Genomic DNA, 21,008 nt, shown 5'->3' on the forward strand with positions numbered 1-21,008 from the left:
ATATGAAGACAGCAATATGATAAGGAGGGGACATTTATGCTTGAAGGTGAAGGATCACCAGGCACAGGCGCCACGCTCATTATCATTACGGGCATGTCCGGAGCAGGTAAAACCATTGCAGTACAAAGCCTGGAGGATCTGGGTTTCTTCTGTGTGGATAATCTGCCGCCGGTATTGATTCCAAAATTTGCGGAACTAATTGAACAGTCAAACGGCAAGATTGGTAAGGTTGCATTGGTTATCGATCTGCGCGGGCGTGAATTCTTTACGGCTCTGTCCGAGTCTTTGAACTATATTAAAGATCATTTTACCATTCATTGCGAGATTTTATTCCTGGATGCTACAGATTCTGTACTTGTTCAGCGTTACAAAGAAAGCAGGCGCAGACATCCTCTCGCTCCTGAGGGCATGCCGCTGGATGGCATCCGACTGGAACGCAAGATGTTGGAGGAACTCAAAAACTCTGCGACTCAGGTACTGAATACAAGTACAATGAAGCCTGCTCAACTGAAAGAACGCATCATATCCCGTTTTTCTCATCTGGAAAGCCAAATGCTGTCGGTGAATATTACGTCGTTTGGATTCAAGTATGGGATTCCGATTGATGCTGATCTGGTGTTTGATGTACGTTTTTTACCGAATCCGCATTATATTGATCATTTGCGACCGAATACGGGACAGAATAGTGATGTGTATGAATATGTTATGAAATGGCCAGAGACACAGGCGTTTCTGACCAAGCTGCTGGATATGCTGCATTTCCTGATTCCGCAATACCGGAAGGAAGGCAAAAGCCAGGTTATTATTGGAATCGGCTGTACCGGAGGCAAGCATCGTTCGGTAGCAATATCGGAATATTTGGGCAAGATGTTGGGAAGCAGCGAGACAGAAGCTGTTACCGTGAGCCATCGCGACGCTGACCGGGACCGTCATTGAAGAGGGTGAAGGGATGAAAGAGGCCGGACCACGAAGAGAACGTCCGAGAATAGTTGTAATGGGCGGCGGAACCGGATTATCCGTGATGCTGCGCGGTTTGAAAGAGAAGCCGCTGGATATCACGGCCATCGTCACAGTTGCAGATGACGGTGGAAGTTCAGGCATCCTGCGCAATGAGCTACAGATGCCGCCTCCGGGCGACATTCGCAACGTGCTTACGGCACTGGCTGATGTAGAACCATTGCTTTCAGATATGTTGAAGTACCGTTTCAATACAGGCGCGGGGCTTGCAGGCCACAGCTTGGGAAATTTGATTTTGGCTGCAATGACGGATATTTCGGGCGACTTTGTGACCGCAGTGCGGGAGCTTAGCCGCGTGTTTGCCGTTCGAGGTGAGGTATTGCCAGCCGCAGGCCAGGCCGTCGTGTTGCATGCCGAGATGGAAGATGGGACAATTATTACAGGTGAGTCCAAAATCCCTGAGGCGGGTGGACGCATCAAACGTGTTTTCCTTGAACCGGATCACGTGGAGCCGTTGCCAGAGGCAGTAGAGGCCATTCGTCAAGCTGATGCTATTCTGATCGGGCCAGGCAGCCTCTATACAAGCATCCTTCCCAATTTACTCGTACCTAAGCTTGCAGAAGCTGTGGTAGAGGCTGATGCGGTGAAGATGTTTATCTGTAATGTGATGACACAGCCGGGAGAAACAGATAACTATACGGTAAGTGACCACCTTAAGGCGGTACACGAGCATATAGGTCATCAGCTCTTCGACTATGTTATCGTAAATAATGGTGATATTCCGCTGCAAGTGCAAAATAAGTATGCGGAAAAAGGAGCAAAACCGGTTGTACTGGATATGAATGTACTCGAAAGTGCCGGCTATCAGGTGGTTGCAGATACCCTTGTTCTGTTCAAAACCTATCTGCGTCATGATGCTGACAAGTTAAGTCATCACATCTACCAACTGGTACAAAATTGGATGTTACGGAAGAGGTGAAGTCCCATGTCGTTTGCAGCACAGACCAAAAAAGAATTAACCATGATCGAGAGCGAACCGTGCTGCGAAAAGGCGGAACTTTCAGCCCTCATCCGTATGCTTGGTGCAGTGCAGTTATCGAATAAAAAAGTGATCTTGGATATTTCGACGGAGAATGCCGCGATTGCAAGACGGGCATACTCTCTGCTTAAAAAGCATTTTCAAGTGCATACGGAATTACTGGTCCGCAAAAAAATGCGGCTGAAAAAGAACAATGTATATATTGTTCGTATTCCAACCATGGTACAGGAGATTCTCAATAGTCTTCATATTGTATCTGAGGGCTTTCTCTTTACCCCAGGGATCAGTACGGAATTGTTTCAGCAAAACTGTTGTAAACGGGCCTATCTTCGCGGTGCATTTCTGGCCGGTGGATCGGTTAATAATCCGGAAGGTTCCTCGTACCATCTGGAGATTGCGTCTATGTATGAAGAGCACTGTCAGGCACTGGTTGATCTGGCCAATGAATTTCATCTAAATGCCCGGTGTATAGAACGGAAAAAAGGATTCATCCTATATATCAAGGAAGGCGAGAAAATCATTGAGCTGCTTAGCATCATTGGTGCTCATCAGGCCTTGTTCAAGTTTGAAGACGTACGGATTATGCGCGACATGCGTAACTCCGTTAATCGGATTGTCAATTGTGAGACCGCCAACCTGAATAAGACCATCGGAGCGGCGGTGAGGCAAATCGATAATATCCGGTTGTTACAAAAGGAAGTTGGTCTGGAATCGCTGCCTGAGAAGCTTCGCGAAGTGGCGGAGGTTCGACTCGCTCATCCGGATATCAATTTGAAGGAAGTTGGCGAGCTCCTTAAAGGTACAGTTAGCAAGTCGGGAGTGAACCATCGGCTTCGTAAAATTGATGAGCTGGCTGAGAAAGTACGCACAGAACGTTATGGTTAAGACGGAGTAGGGTAAAGTAACAAGGTCGGCTGTTTCTGCTGAACAGAAAGGTCGGGAAAGTCAACCGTTAAGGATCTAGGGGACTTACTTAGGTCATTGGATGTGCTGTGCAAAAGATGAAATTAGGGCAAGATAATGTCCGTCAAAGCACCCTGAGTTTTTTCTTCTAGTGTCCTGCACGGGTTAATGGTATAATGTTGTTTAAATATAATTGTGTATTTAATGTCCAGATTTTATAATAGGGGGTAAGTTTCCATGACAAAGCACCCGGTAGTTGTCCGTTTGAAAACGGGTCTCCATGCCAGACCTGCGGCACTGTTCGTTCAAGAAGCGAATAAGTACTCGTCTGAAGTGTTCGTCGAGAAGGACGACAAAAAAGTTAATGCAAAAAGTATCATGGGGATCATGAGCCTTGCAATTAGCACAGGTACGGAAATCCAGATTAGTGCAGAAGGCGCGGATGCCGAACAGGCTGTAAACGCTTTAGTTAGTCTGGTAAGCAAGGAAGAGCTCGAAAACCAATAAGATATGATCAATCCAATGAAGAAGTCCCGAAAGGGGCTTTTTTGCGTTATTGACGTATTTGCTATCGTCAAGTGCAACATTATGGAATTTGTCCCGTCTGTTAAGGTATCAAATCGTTTAAAGTTTGAGATGTTAACACATAAGGAGGCTATCGTGATGGGTAAACAATGGATGAAACCGTTTGGTGCGGTGCTGGTGGCAAGTACGTTGCTTGTTGGAGGAACAGCATGGGTTGCACCAGGTAACTATGCTTACGCTGCAGAGGTTCAGGGAGTACAACAGAATGTGATTAATGTTGTGGGTAAAGGTGAGATTCAGGTGAAGCCTGATATCGCGTATCTGTCCATTGGTGTGAACAGTAATGCAGAGACAGCTGCATCTGCTCAAAAAGCGAATGCTGCCAAAGTTCAAAAAGTATCCAATTTGCTGAAGAATACGTGGAAGATCAGTGCAGACGACATTCAAACGAGTCAGTTCTCTGTACAACCCAACTATACGTATAGTGAAAAAGACGGACAACAAATTAAAGGATATACAGCGCATCATACGCTGACAGTCACATATCGTCAGATGGACAAGATTGGCGAGTTGCTCGATGCTGCTTCGGGTGCAGGTGCCAACAATATTGAAAACGTACGCTTTACTGTAGAAAATCCGGAAAGTTATGAATCCCAAGTGATTGAAAAAGCTGTTGCCAATGCAGATGTGAAAGCGGGCGCCATTGCAAAAGCAGTTAAACGTCAACTGGGTGCTGTTCTTTCCGTGAGCCAAGGTGATGCCGATGTGCCTGTATTCTATGCAAGCGAGGCGTTGATGTCCAAAGCACAAGATACAGCAGGTGGTACTGAGATTGAAACAGGCCAGGTTAAAGTAAGTACAATTCTGAATATCACGTATGAAATGAAATAAACAAGATCGAACTAAGGATTGTAAACTCAAGAACCTTTTTAAGTGTCATTTGAAGGGTACAACGAAATAATGACAAAGATTTTGTCCTGTGGACAGAGTCTTTTTTTGTTGGAAAAGCAAACTTTGATGAAGTTATATAGAAGGGTACCTTTTTGAAGCAACATGAAATGCTGTATATTGGTATCTTTTTTGTATAGTTGTTCGTGACAAAAAGGTCATATCCCCATATATTTTCCTACTGATATTCATCAACATTGTAACTCGAGCTGTAAACCTTTCCGAAATCGGGTTAATTATAATAGAGAGGTGAGCGTATGAGATATGCGATCAGGTCAGGATTACATACGCAATGATCCCTAATTGTGAATTCAGAGAGGAGTTTTATATATGACATCATGGAAAAAATGGACAAGTGCGTTGCTTGCAACAGGAATTATTGTAGGTAGCGGTTCGGTGTGGCAGGACAGTTCGGTTCAGGCGGCATCGGTATCCTCGAAAGTGACAACCACAGCTGAGGTGACCCTGAAGTCGGGTGGAAAAACACTGACTCAAAAAGGACTTCTTCAAGGTGGTTCAACTTGGGTATCTCTTACGGCAGTTAAAGATGTGGCAGGTGGAACGCTGAAATATGATGCGAAAACCAAGTCATATACGGTAACAGCAGCCAACAATGCGATGACCGTTAGCCTGATGGATGGACAGCCAAACGTTTATATTAACGGTTATTACCCTCAGGTGGAAGCGAAATTGATTCAGGGTCGATTGTATATCCCATTCTCGGCAATGAGAGATTATCTGGGTGTACAGGGGAATTGGGATGCCAAAACCAAAACGTTGACACTCAGCAAGGTGAAACAAAATAGCGTTAAAATTAAAGCGGCAACAGTTAATGTTACTGTAAAAAATGCTGAAGTAGATGTTCAATATCCGCAAGTGAGTGGACTTGCCAGCAAAGAAGCTGAAGCGGCGATCAACAAAGTGTTGAAAGATGAAGTGGATGCGTATGTAGCTGACTTCAAGAAACAGACATCTGAATTCGGCGGTGCAACAGCCAACCGTCCATATGCATTTGAGAGCTCCTATGTAGTGACGTACAACGAAAAAGGCGTGCTGGGACTCATTACACAACGATATGAGGATTATGCTGGCGCTCATGGCATGACATACCGTACGGGACACACCTTTGCACTGGACACAGGCAAGGAGCTTACGTTAGATGATGTGCTGCAAAATAACAAAACCATGCGCGAGACGTTGAGTAAAAAAGTGGGTGAACAACTGAAAGCCCGCGGTGGATACCTCGACGGTTATAAAGGGTTGAATAAAGATCAAGATTTCTATGTGACACCAACGGGTGTAGTTGTGTTCTTCCAGTTGTATGAGTATACGGCGTACGCAGAGGGATTCCCTGAAATGCCATTTACGTATAAAGAGCTTCTCCCTAAAGGCACGGAACCTTTCAGTAATGTATCTGGAACCAAATAAAGAATCATTATTGTGCACTCTTAAGTTTTCTTCCTTATAAAATGAAAAAAGAAGCCCCCATCATAATTATGATGAGGGCTTCTTCTCGTATAGACAACACAATTATATGTTGCTGATTACGTTAGGTGTTGATTATGTTAACGCATAGACCGTGGTCTACGTCACACTTAGATGCCTTGTGATCCTACGTTTTCGATGACTTTATCAATGATACCGTAATCGGCGGCTTCAGCAGCACTCATGAAGTAGTCACGATCTGTATCTTTCTCAATCCGCTCCAGCGGTTGACCTGAACGCTCAGAGATGATGCGGTTCAACGTATCACGCATTTTCAAAATGCGACGAGCGCGGATTTCGATGTCAGAAGCCTGACCTTGTGCACCACCAAGTGGTTGGTGAATCATAATTTCACTGTTTGGTAATGCAAAACGTTTACCTTTTGCACCGGCATTCAACAAGAATGCACCCATGGAAGCCGCCATACCTACACAGATGGTAGATACATCCGGTTTGATGAATTGCATTGTATCGTAAATCGCCATACCGGCTGTAATCGATCCGCCTGGGCTGTTGATGTATAAGTGAATGTCTTTCTCCGGATCTTCCGCAGCCAGGAACAACATCTGTGCCATAATGGCATTAGCCACTACGTCATTAACATCGCTACCAAGGAAAATAATACGATCCTTCAGCAATCTGGAGTAGATGTCGTAGGCGCGCTCACCCCGGTTGCTCTGTTCAACGACCATTGGAATAAAACTCACGTGAAAAACCTCCTTGGAATGTAAATGTTATTGGTGTTTATACTTAAACTGTTACCGTATTACCCACATAATAAACAATTCCAAACAAAAAGTCAAAGAAAGTCAAACTAACTTGCAAAAAAAAGAAACCTTTCCGGTTTCATTGGTTAAATGGGTTATGAGCTGTTAAATAAAAATGGCGCGCCCGCCAAGAATCGAACTTGGATCTCAGGCTTCGGAGGCCTACGTCATATCCATTGGACCACGGGCGCACATTATGTGACAGCAATAATGATTATAGCTCATGAAATATTTAATTGCAAGCAGTTCGTTGTCGTATTGGTTTGGATTAACCTAAAAATGATCATGATGAAGAAGAGTGGATAAAGAGTACATTTAAGTAAATGCTATTAGAGGTTTTGGACATGCCGTATGAAATGTGATTCTGAGCGATATGTAGATTGAATTCATTTGTTTCTTCTATATATGGTATGCGTGAGCTAGTCCTAGATCATGGAAGTCTAAGATTGTGAAAATAGGCGCGTACAAACGCTGCATGCGTGTCGAAATAACACGTTGAAACACTTGCATGTCACGTCAGTTTTAGGTAGAATAGACGTGGGACTTAAAAAGTTAACCCGGGACGTTTTAGGGCCATGAAAGAGAGCTTAGAACGAGAACTTGCGGGAGTGGAAAGCATGCGAACGATTTTAGAAGTACAAAAGCAGCTTCTGCCTGATCTCATGGATATCTTGAAAAAGAGGTATACGATTCTGCAACAGATCATGTTATCGGATGTGATCGGACGGAGAACGTTAGCTAATTCCATGCAGATGACCGAGCGGGTTCTGAGGGCTGAGACCGATCTGTTAAAGGCTCAGGGACTTATTGAAATTGACAGTGCAGGAATGAAGATCAGCGAGGCAGGGTATGATTTGCTGCAGCAGTTAGAGCCCGTAGCCAAAGAGTTGTTCGGATTATCCGAGCTGGAAGAGCGCATCAAGCAAGCATACGGTCTGCAAAAGGTAGTTGTGGTTCCTGGCGATTCGGACGTTTCTCCATTTGCCAAAAGGGAACTGGGCAGAGCCGGAGCGAAGGCTCTCGGCAATATCATGAGTGACAACGACGTTGTCGCCGTTACTGGCGGTTCAACAACGGCCGAAGTCGCAGAACAACTAAATCCGCCAACTTCGCTCAAAGGTGTCTGGTTCGTACCGGCACGCGGTGGACTTGGAGAAAGCCTTGAAATTCAGGCTAATACGATCGCATCCACAATGGCAAAACGGGTAGGGGCGCAATACAAACTCCTGCATGTACCGGATTTGCTCAGTGATCATGCCTATGAATCATTAATCCAGGACCCTAGTGTTCAGGAGATTCTGCAGCTGATCAGGCAATCACGGATTGTTATTCATGGAATTGGTGATGCCGTAGAAATGGCCAAAAGACGCAAACTTGCGACGGAGATTATAGATGAACTTCAGGAGCAAGGGGCCGTATCTGAATCTTTCGGTTATTACTTTAATGATCAGGGTGAGGTGGTACATACCATGCTTACACTGGGTATGCGACTTCAGGATATTGAACGAACCGATGTTGTGATTGGAATTGCAGGTGGCAAAAGCAAAGCTGCTGCAATACATTCCGTGTTACGATTTGGTCAGGAAGATATTCTGATTATTGATGAGGCTGCTGCCGAAGTCATCGTTGCTGAAATGGAATAAGGTTTTACTTTGTATCACAACTATTGTTGTCTTGACGGACTTCACCGTCTGTCTTGAATATATAAGTTTCATAAAAAATTAATCAAAACTTGGGAGGAACTTACTCATGATTAAAGTAGGTATTAACGGTTTTGGACGTATTGGACGCTTGGCATTCCGCCGTATTCAAAATGTAGCAGGCATCGAGGTAGTAGCAATCAACGACTTGACTGACGCTAAAATGCTCGCTCATTTGCTCAAATATGATACAACTCAAGGTCGCTTCGATGGCGATGTTGAAGTACACGATGGCTTCTTCAAAGTGAACGGCAAAGAAGTTAAAGTATTGGCTAACCGTAACCCGGAAGAACTTCCTTGGGGCGACCTGGGCGTAGATATCGTTCTGGAATGTACTGGTTTCTTCACAACTAAAGAAGCAGCTGAGAAACACTTGAAAGGTGGAGCTAAGAAAGTTGTTATCTCCGCACCAGCTACTGGCGACATGAAAACCATCGTTTACAACGTAAACCATGAAATCCTCGACGGTACTGAAACTGTAATCTCCGGCGCATCTTGCACAACAAACTGCCTGGCACCTATGGCAAAAACACTGCAAGACAAATTCGGAATCGTTCAAGGTTTGATGACTACAATTCACGCTTACACTGGCGACCAAAACACGTTGGATGCTCCACACCCTAAAGGTGACTTCCGTCGTGCTCGCGCAGCAGCTGAAAACATCATCCCTAACACAACTGGTGCTGCTAAAGCAATCGGTCTGGTAATCCCAGAACTGCAAGGCATCCTTGATGGTGCAGCTCAACGTGTACCAGTAGCTACTGGTTCCCTGACTGAGCTCGTAACTGTTCTGAACAAAAAAGTAACTGCTGAAGAAGTTAACGCAGCTATGCAAGAAGCTTCCGATCCAGAAACTTTCGGATACACAGAAGACGAAATCGTATCTTCCGATATCCAAGGAATCACTTTCGGTTCCCTGTTTGATGCAACTCAAACTAAAGTTCTGACTGTTGGCGACCAACAATTGGTTAAAACTGTAGCTTGGTATGACAATGAAATGTCCTACACTGCACAATTGGTTCGCACTTTGGAGCACTTTGCAAAAATGATTAAGTAATATCTGTAATAACATAGAGCGGAAACAGATGCTATATTGTTTCCGCTCTTTATATATCTACATTTTGCAAATTTCTCAAAAACACCAGGATTGACGAGGGATTTTAGCTCTTGATTGGTCCACCAAATACATGGGTGCGGAGGAAATACAGATGAACAAAAAAAGTGTACGCGATATCGAATTGACAGGAAAACGGGCTTTTGTCCGTGTAGATTTCAATGTGCCGCTCGAAGATGGTAAAATTACAGATGACAAACGTATTCGTGCAACGCTTCCTACAATCAACTTCTTGATTGAAAAAGGCGCTAAAGTCATTTTGGCAAGCCACATGGGTCGTCCTAACGGCGAAGTGGTTGAATCTTTGCGTTTGACTCCAGCAGCTGAGCGTTTGTCTGAATTGCTTGGTAAAACAGTTGTTAAAGCTGACGGTTCTGTTGGTGACGCTGTTAAAGCTCAAATCGCTGAACTGAACAACGGCGACGTATTGTTGCTTGAAAACGTTCGTTTCCACGCAGGCGAAGAGAAAAACGATCCGGAACTGGCAAAACAATTTGCTGAACTGGCTGACGTTTTCGTTAACGATGCGTTTGGCGCGGCTCACAGAGCACACGCTTCGACTGAAGGAATCGCTCACTTGCTTCCAGCAGTGTCCGGTTTGTTGATGGAGAAAGAACTTGAAGTGTTGGGTAAAGCAATTTCCAACCCTGAGCGTCCTTTCACAGCTATCATTGGTGGATCCAAAGTTAAGGACAAAATCGATGTAATCGACAACCTGCTGAACATTGCAGACAACGTAATCATCGGTGGCGGTCTGACTTACACGTTCTTCAAAGCACAAGGACATGAAATTGGACAATCCTTGCTGGATGATTCCAAACTTGATGTTGCTCTCGGTTTTATCGAAAAAGCGAAAAAATTGGGCAAAAACTTCTACCTGCCGGTAGATATCGTAGTATCTGACGATTTCAGTGCGAAAGCAAACACACAAATCGTTGACATCGATGGTATCCCAGCAGATTGGGAAGGTATCGACATCGGTCCTAAAACACGTGAGATCTATGCTGATGTAATCAAAAACTCCAAATTGGTTGTGTGGAACGGACCAATGGGCGTATTTGAAATCGAGCCATTCTCCCACGGTACTCGTGCAGTAGCGGAAGCTTGCGCTGAGACAGAAGCTTACACTGTAATTGGTGGCGGTGACTCCGCAGCAGCAGCTGAGAAGTTCAAATTGGCTGACAAGATGAACCACATCTCTACAGGTGGCGGTGCATCGCTCGAGTTCATGGAAGGTAAAGTACTTCCAGGCGTAGTGGCATTGAACGACAAGTAAGTTTTAGTAGCCTATAGCATGAAGGAGTTGAAACCCATGAGAACACCGATTATCGCAGGTAACTGGAAAATGTTCAAAACGGTTTCCGAATCCAATGACTTCATTCAGGAAGTTAAAGGAAAAGCGGAAGTTGAAGGCGTGGAAACTGTAATCTGCGCACCGTTTACAAATCTGCCATCCCTGGTAGAAGCTGTTAAAGGCACAAATATCAAAATTGGTGCACAAAATCTTCATTTTGAAGATAACGGTGCATTCACAGGTGAAATCAGCGGCGTGATGCTGAAAGACCTGGGTGTGGATTATGTCATTATTGGTCACTCGGAGCGCCGTCAATATTTTGCGGAAACCGATGAGACTGTCAATAAAAAGTTGCATGCAGCATTCCGTCACGGTTTGACTCCAATCTTCTGCCTTGGTGAGACGCTTGAAGAGCGTGAAGCGAACCAAACAAAAGACGTATGCAAAGTGCAAACAGTAGCTGCTTTTGCAGGTCTGTCTGCAGAGCAAGCGGCACAAGTTGTTATCGCTTATGAGCCAATCTGGGCGATTGGTACAGGCAAATCCTCCACTTCCCAAGATGCGAATGAAGTTATTGCTTACATCCGTACGCTGGTGAAGGATCTGTACAACGAGACGGTAGCTAATGCAGTTCGTATTCAATACGGCGGCAGTGTTAAACCGGAGAACGTAACAGAATACCTCGGACAAAGCGACATCGACGGCGCACTTGTTGGCGGTGCCAGCTTGCAGCCGGCTTCGTTCATCGCGCTTGTTGAGGGGGCGAAGTAAGATGACAGCTCCAAAACCTGTAGCACTGATCATCATGGATGGCTTTGGTCTGCGTAACACGGTGGAAGGCAACGCGGTAGCGCAAGCCAAGAAACCGAACTACGACCGTTTCATGAGCCAATTCCCACATACAACACTCACTGCTTGCGGTGAAGCTGTAGGTTTGCCAGAAGGGCAAATGGGAAATTCCGAGGTAGGTCACCTGAACATTGGTGCCGGCCGGATCGTATACCAGGATTTGACCCGTATCTCCAAATCCATTCGTGACGGCGAGTTCTACGACAATGAAACACTTGTCAAAGCTGTTCGCGAAGCGAAACAAAGCGGCAAAAAGCTTCATCTCTACGGTTTGTTGTCCGATGGCGGCGTACATAGTCACATCGACCACCTGTTTGCTATGCTGGATCTGGCCAAAAAAGAAGGAATGAATGATGTATACATTCATGCTTTCATGGATGGCCGTGATGTTATGCCAGACAGTGGTAAAGACTTCATGCAGAAGCTGATCGCTAAGATTGAAGAAGTCGGTGTAGGTAAAATCGCAACGGTTCAAGGTCGCTATTACGCGATGGACCGTGACAAACGTTGGGAACGGGTTGAGAAATCATACCGCGCCATCGTTTATGGAGATGGACCAAAATACACTGACCCACTCAAAGCGGTTGAAGAATCGTATGAGAAATCCGTATTTGATGAATTCGTTGAACCAACGGTTATCGTTAAAGCGGATGGTGAGCCGGTAGGTTTGGTTGAGAGCGGCGATTCCGTTATCTTCCTCAACTTCCGTCCTGACCGTGCGATCCAGTTGTCGCAAGTATTCACGAACCAGGATTTCCGCGGTTTTGATCGTGGTCCGAAGTTCCCTGTGGGCTTGCACTTTGTATGCTTGACTTTGTTCAGCGAGACGGTTGAAGGTTATGTGGCTTATTCGCCGAAGAACCTCGACAACACCCTGGGTGAAGTCCTGGTACAGAACAATAAAAAACAACTGCGTATTGCAGAAACTGAGAAATACCCGCACGTTACCTTCTTCTTCAGCGGTGGTCGTGATGTGGAGCTTCCGGGCGAAACTCGCGTACTGATCAACTCACCAAAAGTTGCAACGTATGATCTGCAACCAGAGATGAGCGCGTATGAAGTTGCTGACGCATGTGTTCGCGAGATCGAAGCAGACAAACATGACGCCATCATTCTGAACTTTGCTAACCCTGACATGGTTGGACACTCCGGCATGCTGGAGCCTACCATCAAAGCGGTTGAAGTAACAGATGAGTGTATGGGCCGTGTTGTGGATGCAGTACTTGCCAAAGGCGGCGTTGTACTGATCACGGCGGATCATGGTAACGCGGATATGGTGTTCGATGAGAAAGGACGTCCGTTCACAGCTCATACAACGAACCCGGTTCCATTCATCGTTACGGATGCCAATGTAACTTTGCGTGAAGGCGGAATCCTGGCAGATATCGCGCCAACGATCCTTGACCTGATGCAATTGCCTAAACCGGCTGAGATGACAGGTACATCCGTCATCGCTACCCGTAAATAATTCGTTTTAATAGGTTGTCGAATAAGACAGAGTGGAACCTGGAACAAAGCGGGCAGAACCAATCTGAAGAAGCGTTAGCGTTCGCCTTTATCACAGGATTCCAACTTATAAAAATAAGTTCAAAGGAATCAGGGGATAACAGCGATCGGAAGATGGTACTGCGTGCGGAGTGGCCTGGTGAAACTGAACTATTCTGAACGTATTAAAAATAAATTCAAATTTAAAGGAGATTATCACAAATGACTATTATTTCTGACGTGTACGCTCGCGAAGTCCTCGACTCCCGCGGTAACCCTACAGTAGAAGTTGAAGTATACCTGGAGTCCGGCGCAATCGGACGCGCAATCGTTCCATCTGGTGCATCCACTGGTGCCCACGAAGCAGTTGAGCTTCGCGATGGTGACAAATCCCGTTACCTCGGTAAAGGCGTTCTGCAAGCTGTTAAAAACGTAAACGAAACAATCGCTCCAGAAGTTATCGGTATGGATGCATTGGATCAACTGGGTATCGACAAATTGATGATCACTTTGGATGGTACTCCAAACAAAGGTAAACTGGGCGCTAACGCCATCCTAGCTGTATCCATGGCAGTAGCTCGCGCAGCTGCTGACGCTCTGGACCTGCCATTGTATGTTTACCTGGGCGGATTCAACGCTAAAGCATTGCCAGTACCAATGATGAACATCATCAACGGTGGTGAGCATGCTGACAACAACATCGACGTTCAAGAGTTCATGGTTCTTCCAGTTGGAGCACCAAGCTTCAAAGAAGCTCTTCGCGTAGGTGCAGAGATCTTCCACAACTTGAAATCCGTATTGAGCTCCAAAGGCTTGAACACAGCTGTAGGTGACGAAGGTGGTTTCGCACCGAACCTTGGTTCGAACGAAGAAGCAATCACTACAATCATCGAAGCAATTGAAAAAGCTGGTTACAAACCAGGCGTTGACGTATTCTTGGGTATGGACGTTGCTTCCACTGAGTTCTACAAAGATGGTAAGTACACACTTGCTGGCGAAGGTAAATCTTACACTTCCGCTGAGTATGTTGACCTTCTGGCTTCATGGGTTGAGAAATACCCAATCATCACAATCGAAGACGGTATGTCCGAAGATGACTGGGATGGTTGGAAATTGCTCACTGAGAAATTGGGAGACAAAGTACAACTCGTTGGTGATGACCTGTTCGTAACAAACACTGAGCGTCTGGGCAGAGGTATCAACGAAGGTATCGGTAACTCCATCCTGATCAAAGTTAACCAAATCGGTACATTGACTGAAACATTTGATGCAATCGAAATGGCTAAACGCGCAGGATACACAGCTGTAATCTCCCACCGTTCCGGTGAGTCCGAAGACAGCACAATCGCTGATATCGCTGTTGCAACTAACGCTGGTCAAATCAAAACGGGTGCTCCTTCCCGTACAGACCGTATCGCGAAGTACAACCAATTGCTCCGCATTGAGGATCAACTGGGTGAACTGGCTCAATACAATGGTCTTAAAGGATTCTACAACCTTAAAAAATAAGCTGGATATCCAGCTTTTACAGGCAAGCCGGGTAACCGGCTTGTCTTTTTTATTGCAACGAAGTAATGGTATAACGTAAGGATCACGCAGATGGTGAAATTTAGGGCATTGTATAAACTGTACTACTTGTAGTACAACCATAGCTATGTTACAATTAAAGTAACTGTTTTTATGGTGAGATGTATGCCCACATGGGTAGGAGGTGGAAAGAATGGATATTGCTTTGAAATTGCTGCTCGTTGTTTTCTCGATCGGTCTAATCACTGTAGTATTGCTGCAGCACGGGAAAAGCGCTGGTTTGGCGGGTGCCATCTCCGGTGGTGCGGAACATCTTTTCGGTAAAACGAAAGCGCGCGGATTGGATCTCTTCCTGCAACGTGCAACGGTGGTACTGGGTGCAGGATTTATGATTTTGTCTATTGTTGTTACGGTGGTTTCCAAGTAAGATTCGGAACTGCTGTTCAATGAATAGCTTAAGCTAATGGCTTAATTGATGAACCTTCGTTTCGTGAAGAAACGGGGGTTTTTTAATAAATTCTTACGCGTCCAAACTTTTCCAACAATTTAATCTATAGACTCCATGATTTTCGGTCTTCTTCTCACTTCTGTTTGGTTTTCCTTCCTTAACATGCAACACACCCCTATCATGTATGGTATGTCCCTCGCTTATTCGTTACGCGAACTCACTCCCTATAATGAATGTCATGTGTACAGAAAATTTTCGGATGTAGTCCTTTTCCAGATGCGCACAGCACGTGTATCGCATAAAATGCTGTAGAGATACGTGAAAGCGTGATTTTAGAGGAGCGCCCGGCAACTGTGGTTTTTTTGCGAGGTACGGATGGGCCGGATTGAATTCGTGTATACTAGGGTATGAGATAGTATGGTTGTACTACTACACTCTTCACAGCAATGATATTGTATTGCATGAAAAAGGTAAGAATTCCGATACATAAAGAGATGAGACTTGCTTACACTTTTATGTTTCCCGAGGTGAATATATTAATGATAACAGAACAACAATTGCTCGACTTCATGCGGGAAACCGCTTATAAACCTATGACTTATCAGGAGTTGGAACAGCACTTCGCTATTGAAGATGCAGCTGATTTCAAAGCCTTTTTGATTATGCTTAATACGCTGGAGGAATCCGGTAAAGTTTTGCTGACCCGTAACAATCGCTATGGCATGCCAGAGCGCATGGATTTGGTACGTGGACGTTTACAGGCTCACGCCAAAGGTTTCGCTTTCCTTATCCCTGAGGATCGGGAGCACCCGGATGTGTACATTCACGCCAATGATATGAAAAGTGCGATGAATGGTGATACGGTATTGGTTAAAGTCACATCTCAAGGACCTTCAGGTGGTCGTTTGGAGGGTGAGATCGTCCGTATTGTTACTCGTGCTGTGACACAAGTCGTTGGTGTGTTCCAGAGCCATGAGGTGTACGGATTTGTCATTCCGGATGATAAACGGATTAATCGCGATATTTTCATCCCACGTACCAACTTTGCTGGGGCGGTTGATGGACAGAAGGTCGTAGCCAAGATCGTCAGCTATCCGGAGGGCCGTGCGGCTGCCGAAGGTGAAGTGATCGAGATTCTCGGTCATAAGGATGAGCCGGGTATTGATATTTTGTCCGTCATTCGCAAGCATCAGTTGCCTGAAGCTTTCCCTGATGAAGTGGTAGAAGAGGCGGAAAAAGCACCCGACTCCATCACGGATGAAGAGATTGTACAACAGGGTCGCCGTGATCTGCGCGGACTTAACATTGTCACGATTGATGGCGAAGATGCCAAGGATCTGGATGATGCTGTAAATGTAGAGAAACTGCCTAACGGGAACTACCGTCTGGGTGTTCATATTGCCGACGTTGGCTATTATGTGCAGGAGAATTCCAAGCTTGATCAGGAAGCCTACAACCGTGGATGCAGTGTGTATCTGGTGGACCGGGTTATTCCGATGCTGCCACAGCGTCTGTCCAACGGGATCTGTAGTTTGAACCCGCAGGTAGACCGCTTGACACTGTCTTGTGAGATGGAGTTTAACGACCAGATGAAGGTTGTAAAACATGACATTTTCACAAGTGTAATCAAAACCAAAGAGCGGATGACGTATTCCAACGTCCGTAAAATCCTTGAAGGTGAAGAGCCGGAATTGCTCGAGCGTTATAAGGATCTGGTAGATGATTTCCATCTGATGAAAGAGATCGCTTTGAAGTTGCGTGCTATGCGTATGCGCCGTGGTGCGGTTGACTTTGATTTTGAAGAATCCAAAATCATTGTGGACGCAGAATGCAAACCGGTAGATATCGTGAAACGGGAGCGTTCGATCGCAGAGCAAATCATTGAGGAATTCATGTTGGCAGCGAACGAAACAGTGGCAGAGCATTTCCACTGGTTGAAGGTTCCTTTCATTTATCGTGTGCACGAAGACCCGGATCAGGAAAAACTGCAAAATTTCCTCGCCTTTGCGGCGAATTTTGGACACCAGGTCAAAGGACGTGGCAATGCGATTCATCCACGGGCGCTTCAATCGTTGCTTGAGGATATTAAAGAAACGAAAGAACAAACTGTGATTAGTACGATGATGCTCCGTTCGATGAAACAGGCGAAGTATGATTCTGAAATGTCGGGTCACTTTGGCCTCGCGGCAGAATTCTATAGTCACTTTACGTCTCCAATTCGTCGTTATCCCGATCTTGTCATTCACCGGGTGATTCGCGAAGTCATTGAAAATAATGGTGCATTGCCGGAGAACCGTCAGGAGTATTTGGCAGCACGTATGTCCGATATTGCGCAGCAGTCTTCTGAACGTGAACGTGTGGCGGTAGAAGCTGAGCGGGATACGGAGAAAATGAAAAAAGCCGAGTACATGCTCGACAAAGTAGGCGAAGAGTTCGAAGGCATGATCAGCAGTGTGACCAGCTTTGGTATGTTCATTGAGTTGGAAAACACGGTTGAAGGCTTGATTCGCCTGAGCGCACTCACGGACGACTATTACCATTTTGACGATCAGCATATGGCTCTGATTGGTGAACGTACCTCGAAAGTCTTCCGCATCGGTGATGAAGTGAAGATCCGTGTGGCACGTGTAAGCATGGAAGAGTATACGATTGATTTTGAAATGGTAGATATGAAACCTCGCGGTGAACGTCCTGGCGGCTTCGGTGGCGGACGTGGCGGTAAAGGTGGACGCCCAGCAAGTGGTGGCGGTCGCGGCGGTGTCAAGGGTGGACCGGGTGGTTTCAGCGGTTCACGTGGCGGCAAAGGAGGCTCATCCGCTGCTGGAGCCAGCCGTGGTGGCAGATCAACGGAAGAAAGCAGCAAAGGTGGACGTGGCGGTCGCGGTGGAGCAGCGAGTGCAGGCGCGGGCGCAGGCTCATCTGGTGGCTACGCAGGTAAAGGCGGCGGCAAACCAAAAGGTGAGCGTCGTGCTGGTGATGCTGGAGGATCAACTGGCCGGGGCAAAGGTGCGGTGAGCTTTGGTTTTGGCTCAGGTAAAGGCGGATATAGCTCTACATCGGGTGGATCGGACAGTAGTTCAACCGATGGACAAGGAAGTGGCCTGAACAGCGGCAGCGGTCGCGGTGAAGGAAGCTTTAAATCCGGCAAGGGCGGCAATAAAGGTGGCAAAGGCGGAAGTGGACGCAAAAACACTTCGTCAAGCGGCGTATTTATTGGAGAGAATGCAACTCCTGGTGGCGCTCAGGAAGGCGGAGCACCACGACGCAAGCGGAAGAAGAGCAAAGGTGCAGCTGGTAACGGCACGGCAGCTTTTGTACGGAAAAAGAAAAAATAAAGCTAACGTAACTTGGAGAAATGGATTACAAGTCGTTCCTCCAGGTTAAGCGTTGGAGAAAATAGTCACTTCAGCCGGTGTGTTGTTTCGCACAGTCTGAAAGTGGTGTAATGAGGAGGGGCGGCAGAGGTCGCCTCTTTCTTGATTTTAACAGCCGTACTTGCTACAATTAGGGTCTGGCACGTGGTACCTTGGTGCAACATTGGGTGCGCTGCTATAGAGCATGGTACCGGCTTATTTTACGGAGAAGGAGTGAGGACATGGGTAAGAATGATGGACAGAGTAAAGTGCTCGCACAGAATAAAAAGGCTTCCCATGACTACTTCATTGAAGATACGTATGAAGCGGGCATGGTGCTTACCGGAACGGAGATCAAATCTCTTCGTAACGGCCGTGCGAATATTGGTGATGCATTTGCCACGATTCGGAACGGTGAGATTCATATTCACAATATGCATATTAGTCCTTTTGAACAAGGGAACCGAAATAATCCGCTTGATCCAACACGTACGCGCAAGTTGTTGATGCATAAAGTGCAGATTCACAAGCTGCTCGGGCTGTCGAAACAGGATGGGTACAGCATTGTTCCGCTGAAAATCTATATCCGCAATGGTTATGCAAAGCTTTTGCTTGGACTGGGTAAAGGTAAGAAGCAATACGACAAACGTGAAACTGCCGCGAAGCGCGATGCTCAACGTGATATCCAACGGGTACTGCGCGAGAAGCAGAAGGTTGCACGTTAAGTGGAGAACTGGGCGGCTTTACTTTAGGTGTATAAGTTAGTTTTTGTGATGAAGCTAGGAAGATTGATGTATGAGTTAAGGAGTCTCAAGGTTTGTCCTGCAATGGGCAAGCTTGGGGCTTTTTTTATTTTTATTTGGGGATGGTGATTTGGTGTGAGTTGCTGTGAAGTGTATTGTGTGGTGATTTCCTTTGATATGTGTTGAAGGGATGTCGGTAGGAGCATGGAGCTTGGCGCGTTGATGAATCTAATTCTTAGCTTTTGCGTAGTTTGCCTGAAACGTGGGTAAGATACTTAGGTGCCGTTGTTCGTGAGCCGATCTGGGTAAACTTTACTTCCGATTGGCGACGCGGTATAATATGTAGACGATTGAGCCTGTTGTATTGGATAACCTTGTACACATGCTCAGCCTGCTGGAATGTCTTCCAGCAATCTGCACTATTTCGGTGATGTGTCCTGTGTTATGATTACTCATGTAGCAGACAGGAATGCCGAGTTTGAAAGAAGCATCTTTTTACCTTGGAGGAAAAAGATGTGTAGCACCTTTGCTCCGTATTCACGGATTAATCCTGGAGCCCTTCTTCATTGAGGGGGCGTTTATGGATTCGACGGGGATAGTTCGAGCATGGGTAGCGGGTAGTGGGGACGCGTCCGCTTTATCAACGCTAAAGCCTATTAAACGGCAAACAACAAACAAACTACGCTTTCGCAGCCTAAGAAACTGTGTGCGTGCTTCTACCCTGCATCGCCCATGTGACAGGGATAGGGGCTAACTAGTAGTGGGATACGCTGTCACATCTCCGCCTGGGGTGTGCTGAAGAAGACAATCAGGCTGACCCAACGTATAGCCGGTTACGGGGCGATACTCGGGTGACATCAAAACTGTGACTACACCCGTAGAAGCTTATGTGCCGTTATCTTCGGACAGGGGTTCGACTCCCCTCGCCTCCATTAGAGTCAAGAAACCATCAACCAGTGTTCTGGTTGGTGGTTTTTTAGTTTATGATATAATAAACAGAAATTTAAATTGTTTTTTTTAAATAAATTTATAGTACATACCTACGCAAAGAGATGGATGATAAAGTCATATCAATCGGGTTAATTCTGATGCGATTCTATAAGAAGTTAATTTTATTGAAAGGAATGTTAAATAAGTGAAAAAAAAAGTTTTAGTCATTACTGGTACCATTATATTGTTCATATCACTTATTATTGGAGTATCTAATGCTTGGAAAAGTAATATGGATTTAAAATTTGAAGAGGAAAATGAAATTACTGAAATCAGTCCTAATACATCTAAGGAAACACAAACACTAACTTGGGATTTGATGGGTGATCAAGTAGACCCTGTGAAAGATTATTTTGTTTCAATAGGGTATCCACACATTAAACTTAATGTAAAAAATACAGGAGTACACTCTTTTAGAGTAGAGGTAAAGCACAACATTAAGAATACAGTTATTTTTGATGAGAACGTTACAGCAGGAGCAACAGTAGAATTAATAAATAATGATCATATGCCGCTCGTTCCTTCAGGTGCCTATACAGTAACTATTTATGGTGGATTAGGATTACCCAAAGGACAAGTTCTTCTTACACAATCAAAGGAACCACTCTAAAAGATTGTGATCCTGTATTTTTAACATACAGATTAATATGTGGATATCCTATCTGTATTGTCCAATCACCATTAGGGTCAGCAGTAGTGTTTTTTAATAAATCCAATTCGAGTTTTTTATTTTGGATTGCATAAGGAGTAAATACATTATCCTCAGTCCCTACCTCAGATAATGCATTTTCATTTGCTGTTTGATGGCATTAGCTTTAAAAGTTCTGTATCTAATGGATATAACCTTGTATTGTTTGATGCTAATGTTTGTAAATATACAA

The 21,008-nt window shown here is 45.4% G+C and carries 17 protein-coding genes, 1 tRNA gene and 1 other RNA gene; 17 read left to right on the top strand and 2 right to left on the bottom strand.

What is annotated here, in order from left to right; translation table 11 throughout:
* Window positions 1–36 precede the first annotated feature (36 nt).
* The 6 genes from rapZ (at window position 37) to MKY01_RS00890 (ending at window position 5,800) form a co-directional block, all read left to right on the top strand.
* Complete coding sequence (gene rapZ / locus MKY01_RS00865; protein WP_017691251.1) at window positions 37–936, top strand: RNase adapter RapZ; 900 nt, start codon at window positions 37–39, stop codon at window positions 934–936.
* A gap of 13 nt (window positions 937–949) precedes the next feature.
* Window positions 950–1,936 (top strand): YvcK family protein, encoded by a 987-nt coding sequence (locus MKY01_RS00870; protein ID WP_017691250.1) that lies wholly within the window; start codon window positions 950–952, stop codon window positions 1,934–1,936.
* A gap of 6 nt (window positions 1,937–1,942) precedes the next feature.
* Window positions 1,943–2,881, top strand: coding sequence for a DNA-binding protein WhiA (gene whiA, locus MKY01_RS00875; RefSeq protein ID WP_036616210.1), 939 nt, complete (start codon window positions 1,943–1,945; stop codon window positions 2,879–2,881).
* Between the two features lie 255 nt (window positions 2,882–3,136).
* Entirely contained in the window at window positions 3,137–3,406 is a 270-nt protein-coding gene (locus MKY01_RS00880) for an HPr family phosphocarrier protein (protein ID WP_017691248.1), read from the top strand.
* Between the two features lie 156 nt (window positions 3,407–3,562).
* A complete protein-coding gene (locus MKY01_RS00885) occupies window positions 3,563–4,315 on the top strand; it encodes an SIMPL domain-containing protein (RefSeq protein WP_282319731.1) in 753 nt (250 codons plus the stop codon).
* Between the two features lie 387 nt (window positions 4,316–4,702).
* Window positions 4,703–5,800 carry a DUF4163 domain-containing protein gene (locus MKY01_RS00890; RefSeq protein WP_282319730.1) on the top strand — a complete coding sequence of 366 codons (1,098 nt, stop codon included), beginning with the start codon at window positions 4,703–4,705 and terminating at the stop codon, window positions 5,798–5,800.
* A 167-nt stretch (window positions 5,801–5,967) separates the two neighbouring features.
* Here MKY01_RS00890 and clpP read toward each other — a convergent pair whose 3' ends face one another.
* Window positions 5,968–6,564 carry an ATP-dependent Clp endopeptidase proteolytic subunit ClpP gene (gene clpP, locus MKY01_RS00895; RefSeq protein ID WP_017691245.1) on the bottom strand — a complete coding sequence of 199 codons (597 nt, stop codon included), beginning with the start codon at window positions 6,562–6,564 and terminating at the stop codon, window positions 5,968–5,970.
* A 176-nt stretch (window positions 6,565–6,740) separates the two neighbouring features.
* Window positions 6,741–6,815, bottom strand: a tRNA-Arg gene (locus MKY01_RS00900).
* Between the two features lie 426 nt (window positions 6,816–7,241).
* On the opposite strand from MKY01_RS00900, the gene MKY01_RS00905 reads away from it, so the two are divergent.
* The 11 genes from MKY01_RS00905 (at window position 7,242) to MKY01_RS00955 (ending at window position 20,737) form a co-directional block, all read left to right on the top strand.
* On the top strand, window positions 7,242–8,267 hold the full coding sequence (locus MKY01_RS00905) for a sugar-binding domain-containing protein (protein WP_017691244.1): 1,026 nt from the start codon (window positions 7,242–7,244) through the stop codon (window positions 8,265–8,267).
* 106 nt (window positions 8,268–8,373) lie between these two features.
* A complete protein-coding gene (gene gap, locus MKY01_RS00910) occupies window positions 8,374–9,381 on the top strand; it encodes a type I glyceraldehyde-3-phosphate dehydrogenase (protein ID WP_017691243.1) in 1,008 nt (335 codons plus the stop codon).
* Between the two features lie 151 nt (window positions 9,382–9,532).
* The gene (locus MKY01_RS00915; protein ID WP_036616219.1) at window positions 9,533–10,714 is read left to right on the top strand and encodes a phosphoglycerate kinase; all 1,182 of its coding nucleotides are present in this window, start codon (window positions 9,533–9,535) and stop codon (window positions 10,712–10,714) included.
* Window positions 10,715–10,750: 36 nt separating this feature from the next.
* Window positions 10,751–11,503: a triose-phosphate isomerase gene (gene tpiA / locus MKY01_RS00920; protein WP_036616221.1), complete on the top strand. Its 753-nt coding sequence runs from the start codon at window positions 10,751–10,753 to the stop codon at window positions 11,501–11,503.
* 1 nt (window position 11,504) lies between these two features.
* Complete coding sequence (gene gpmI / locus MKY01_RS00925) at window positions 11,505–13,049, top strand: 2,3-bisphosphoglycerate-independent phosphoglycerate mutase (protein WP_036616224.1); 1,545 nt, start codon at window positions 11,505–11,507, stop codon at window positions 13,047–13,049.
* Window positions 13,050–13,288: 239 nt separating this feature from the next.
* On the top strand, window positions 13,289–14,575 hold the full coding sequence (gene eno, locus MKY01_RS00930; protein WP_036616228.1) for a phosphopyruvate hydratase: 1,287 nt from the start codon (window positions 13,289–13,291) through the stop codon (window positions 14,573–14,575).
* A gap of 211 nt (window positions 14,576–14,786) precedes the next feature.
* Window positions 14,787–15,020 carry a preprotein translocase subunit SecG gene (gene secG / locus MKY01_RS00935; protein ID WP_036616231.1) on the top strand — a complete coding sequence of 78 codons (234 nt, stop codon included), beginning with the start codon at window positions 14,787–14,789 and terminating at the stop codon, window positions 15,018–15,020.
* Between the two features lie 560 nt (window positions 15,021–15,580).
* Complete coding sequence (rnr, locus tag MKY01_RS00940) at window positions 15,581–18,376, top strand: ribonuclease R (protein ID WP_127546337.1); 2,796 nt, start codon at window positions 15,581–15,583, stop codon at window positions 18,374–18,376.
* A 260-nt stretch (window positions 18,377–18,636) separates the two neighbouring features.
* Entirely contained in the window at window positions 18,637–19,119 is a 483-nt protein-coding gene (smpB, locus tag MKY01_RS00945) for an SsrA-binding protein SmpB (RefSeq protein ID WP_036674736.1), read from the top strand.
* Between the two features lie 588 nt (window positions 19,120–19,707).
* Window positions 19,708–20,072: a transfer-messenger RNA gene (ssrA, locus tag MKY01_RS00950) on the top strand.
* 200 nt (window positions 20,073–20,272) lie between these two features.
* Window positions 20,273–20,737: a hypothetical protein gene (locus tag MKY01_RS00955; protein WP_127546340.1), complete on the top strand. Its 465-nt coding sequence runs from the start codon at window positions 20,273–20,275 to the stop codon at window positions 20,735–20,737.
* The last annotated feature ends 271 nt before the right edge of the window (window positions 20,738–21,008 follow it).

Source organism: Paenibacillus sp. FSL R5-0486, assembly GCF_037975155.1.
Lineage (GTDB): Bacteria > Bacillota > Bacilli > Paenibacillales > Paenibacillaceae > Paenibacillus > Paenibacillus amylolyticus.

What these genes read in the sequence shown, in the direction of transcription:
- rapZ (WP_017691251.1), top strand. Translation starts at nt 37, where the DNA reads ATGCTTGAAGGTGAAGGATCACCAGGCACAGGCGCCACGCTCATTATC.
- MKY01_RS00870 (WP_017691250.1), top strand. Translation starts at nt 950, where the DNA reads ATGAAAGAGGCCGGACCACGAAGAGAACGTCCGAGAATAGTTGTAATG.
- whiA (WP_036616210.1), top strand. Translation starts at nt 1,943, where the DNA reads ATGTCGTTTGCAGCACAGACCAAAAAAGAATTAACCATGATCGAGAGC.
- MKY01_RS00880 (WP_017691248.1), top strand. Translation starts at nt 3,137, where the DNA reads ATGACAAAGCACCCGGTAGTTGTCCGTTTGAAAACGGGTCTCCATGCC.
- MKY01_RS00885 (WP_282319731.1), top strand. Translation starts at nt 3,563, where the DNA reads ATGGGTAAACAATGGATGAAACCGTTTGGTGCGGTGCTGGTGGCAAGT.
- MKY01_RS00890 (WP_282319730.1), top strand. Translation starts at nt 4,703, where the DNA reads ATGACATCATGGAAAAAATGGACAAGTGCGTTGCTTGCAACAGGAATT.
- MKY01_RS00905 (WP_017691244.1), top strand. Translation starts at nt 7,242, where the DNA reads ATGCGAACGATTTTAGAAGTACAAAAGCAGCTTCTGCCTGATCTCATG.
- gap (WP_017691243.1), top strand. Translation starts at nt 8,374, where the DNA reads ATGATTAAAGTAGGTATTAACGGTTTTGGACGTATTGGACGCTTGGCA.
- MKY01_RS00915 (WP_036616219.1), top strand. Translation starts at nt 9,533, where the DNA reads ATGAACAAAAAAAGTGTACGCGATATCGAATTGACAGGAAAACGGGCT.
- tpiA (WP_036616221.1), top strand. Translation starts at nt 10,751, where the DNA reads ATGAGAACACCGATTATCGCAGGTAACTGGAAAATGTTCAAAACGGTT.
- gpmI (WP_036616224.1), top strand. Translation starts at nt 11,505, where the DNA reads ATGACAGCTCCAAAACCTGTAGCACTGATCATCATGGATGGCTTTGGT.
- eno (WP_036616228.1), top strand. Translation starts at nt 13,289, where the DNA reads ATGACTATTATTTCTGACGTGTACGCTCGCGAAGTCCTCGACTCCCGC.
- secG (WP_036616231.1), top strand. Translation starts at nt 14,787, where the DNA reads ATGGATATTGCTTTGAAATTGCTGCTCGTTGTTTTCTCGATCGGTCTA.
- rnr (WP_127546337.1), top strand. Translation starts at nt 15,581, where the DNA reads ATGATAACAGAACAACAATTGCTCGACTTCATGCGGGAAACCGCTTAT.
- smpB (WP_036674736.1), top strand. Translation starts at nt 18,637, where the DNA reads ATGGGTAAGAATGATGGACAGAGTAAAGTGCTCGCACAGAATAAAAAG.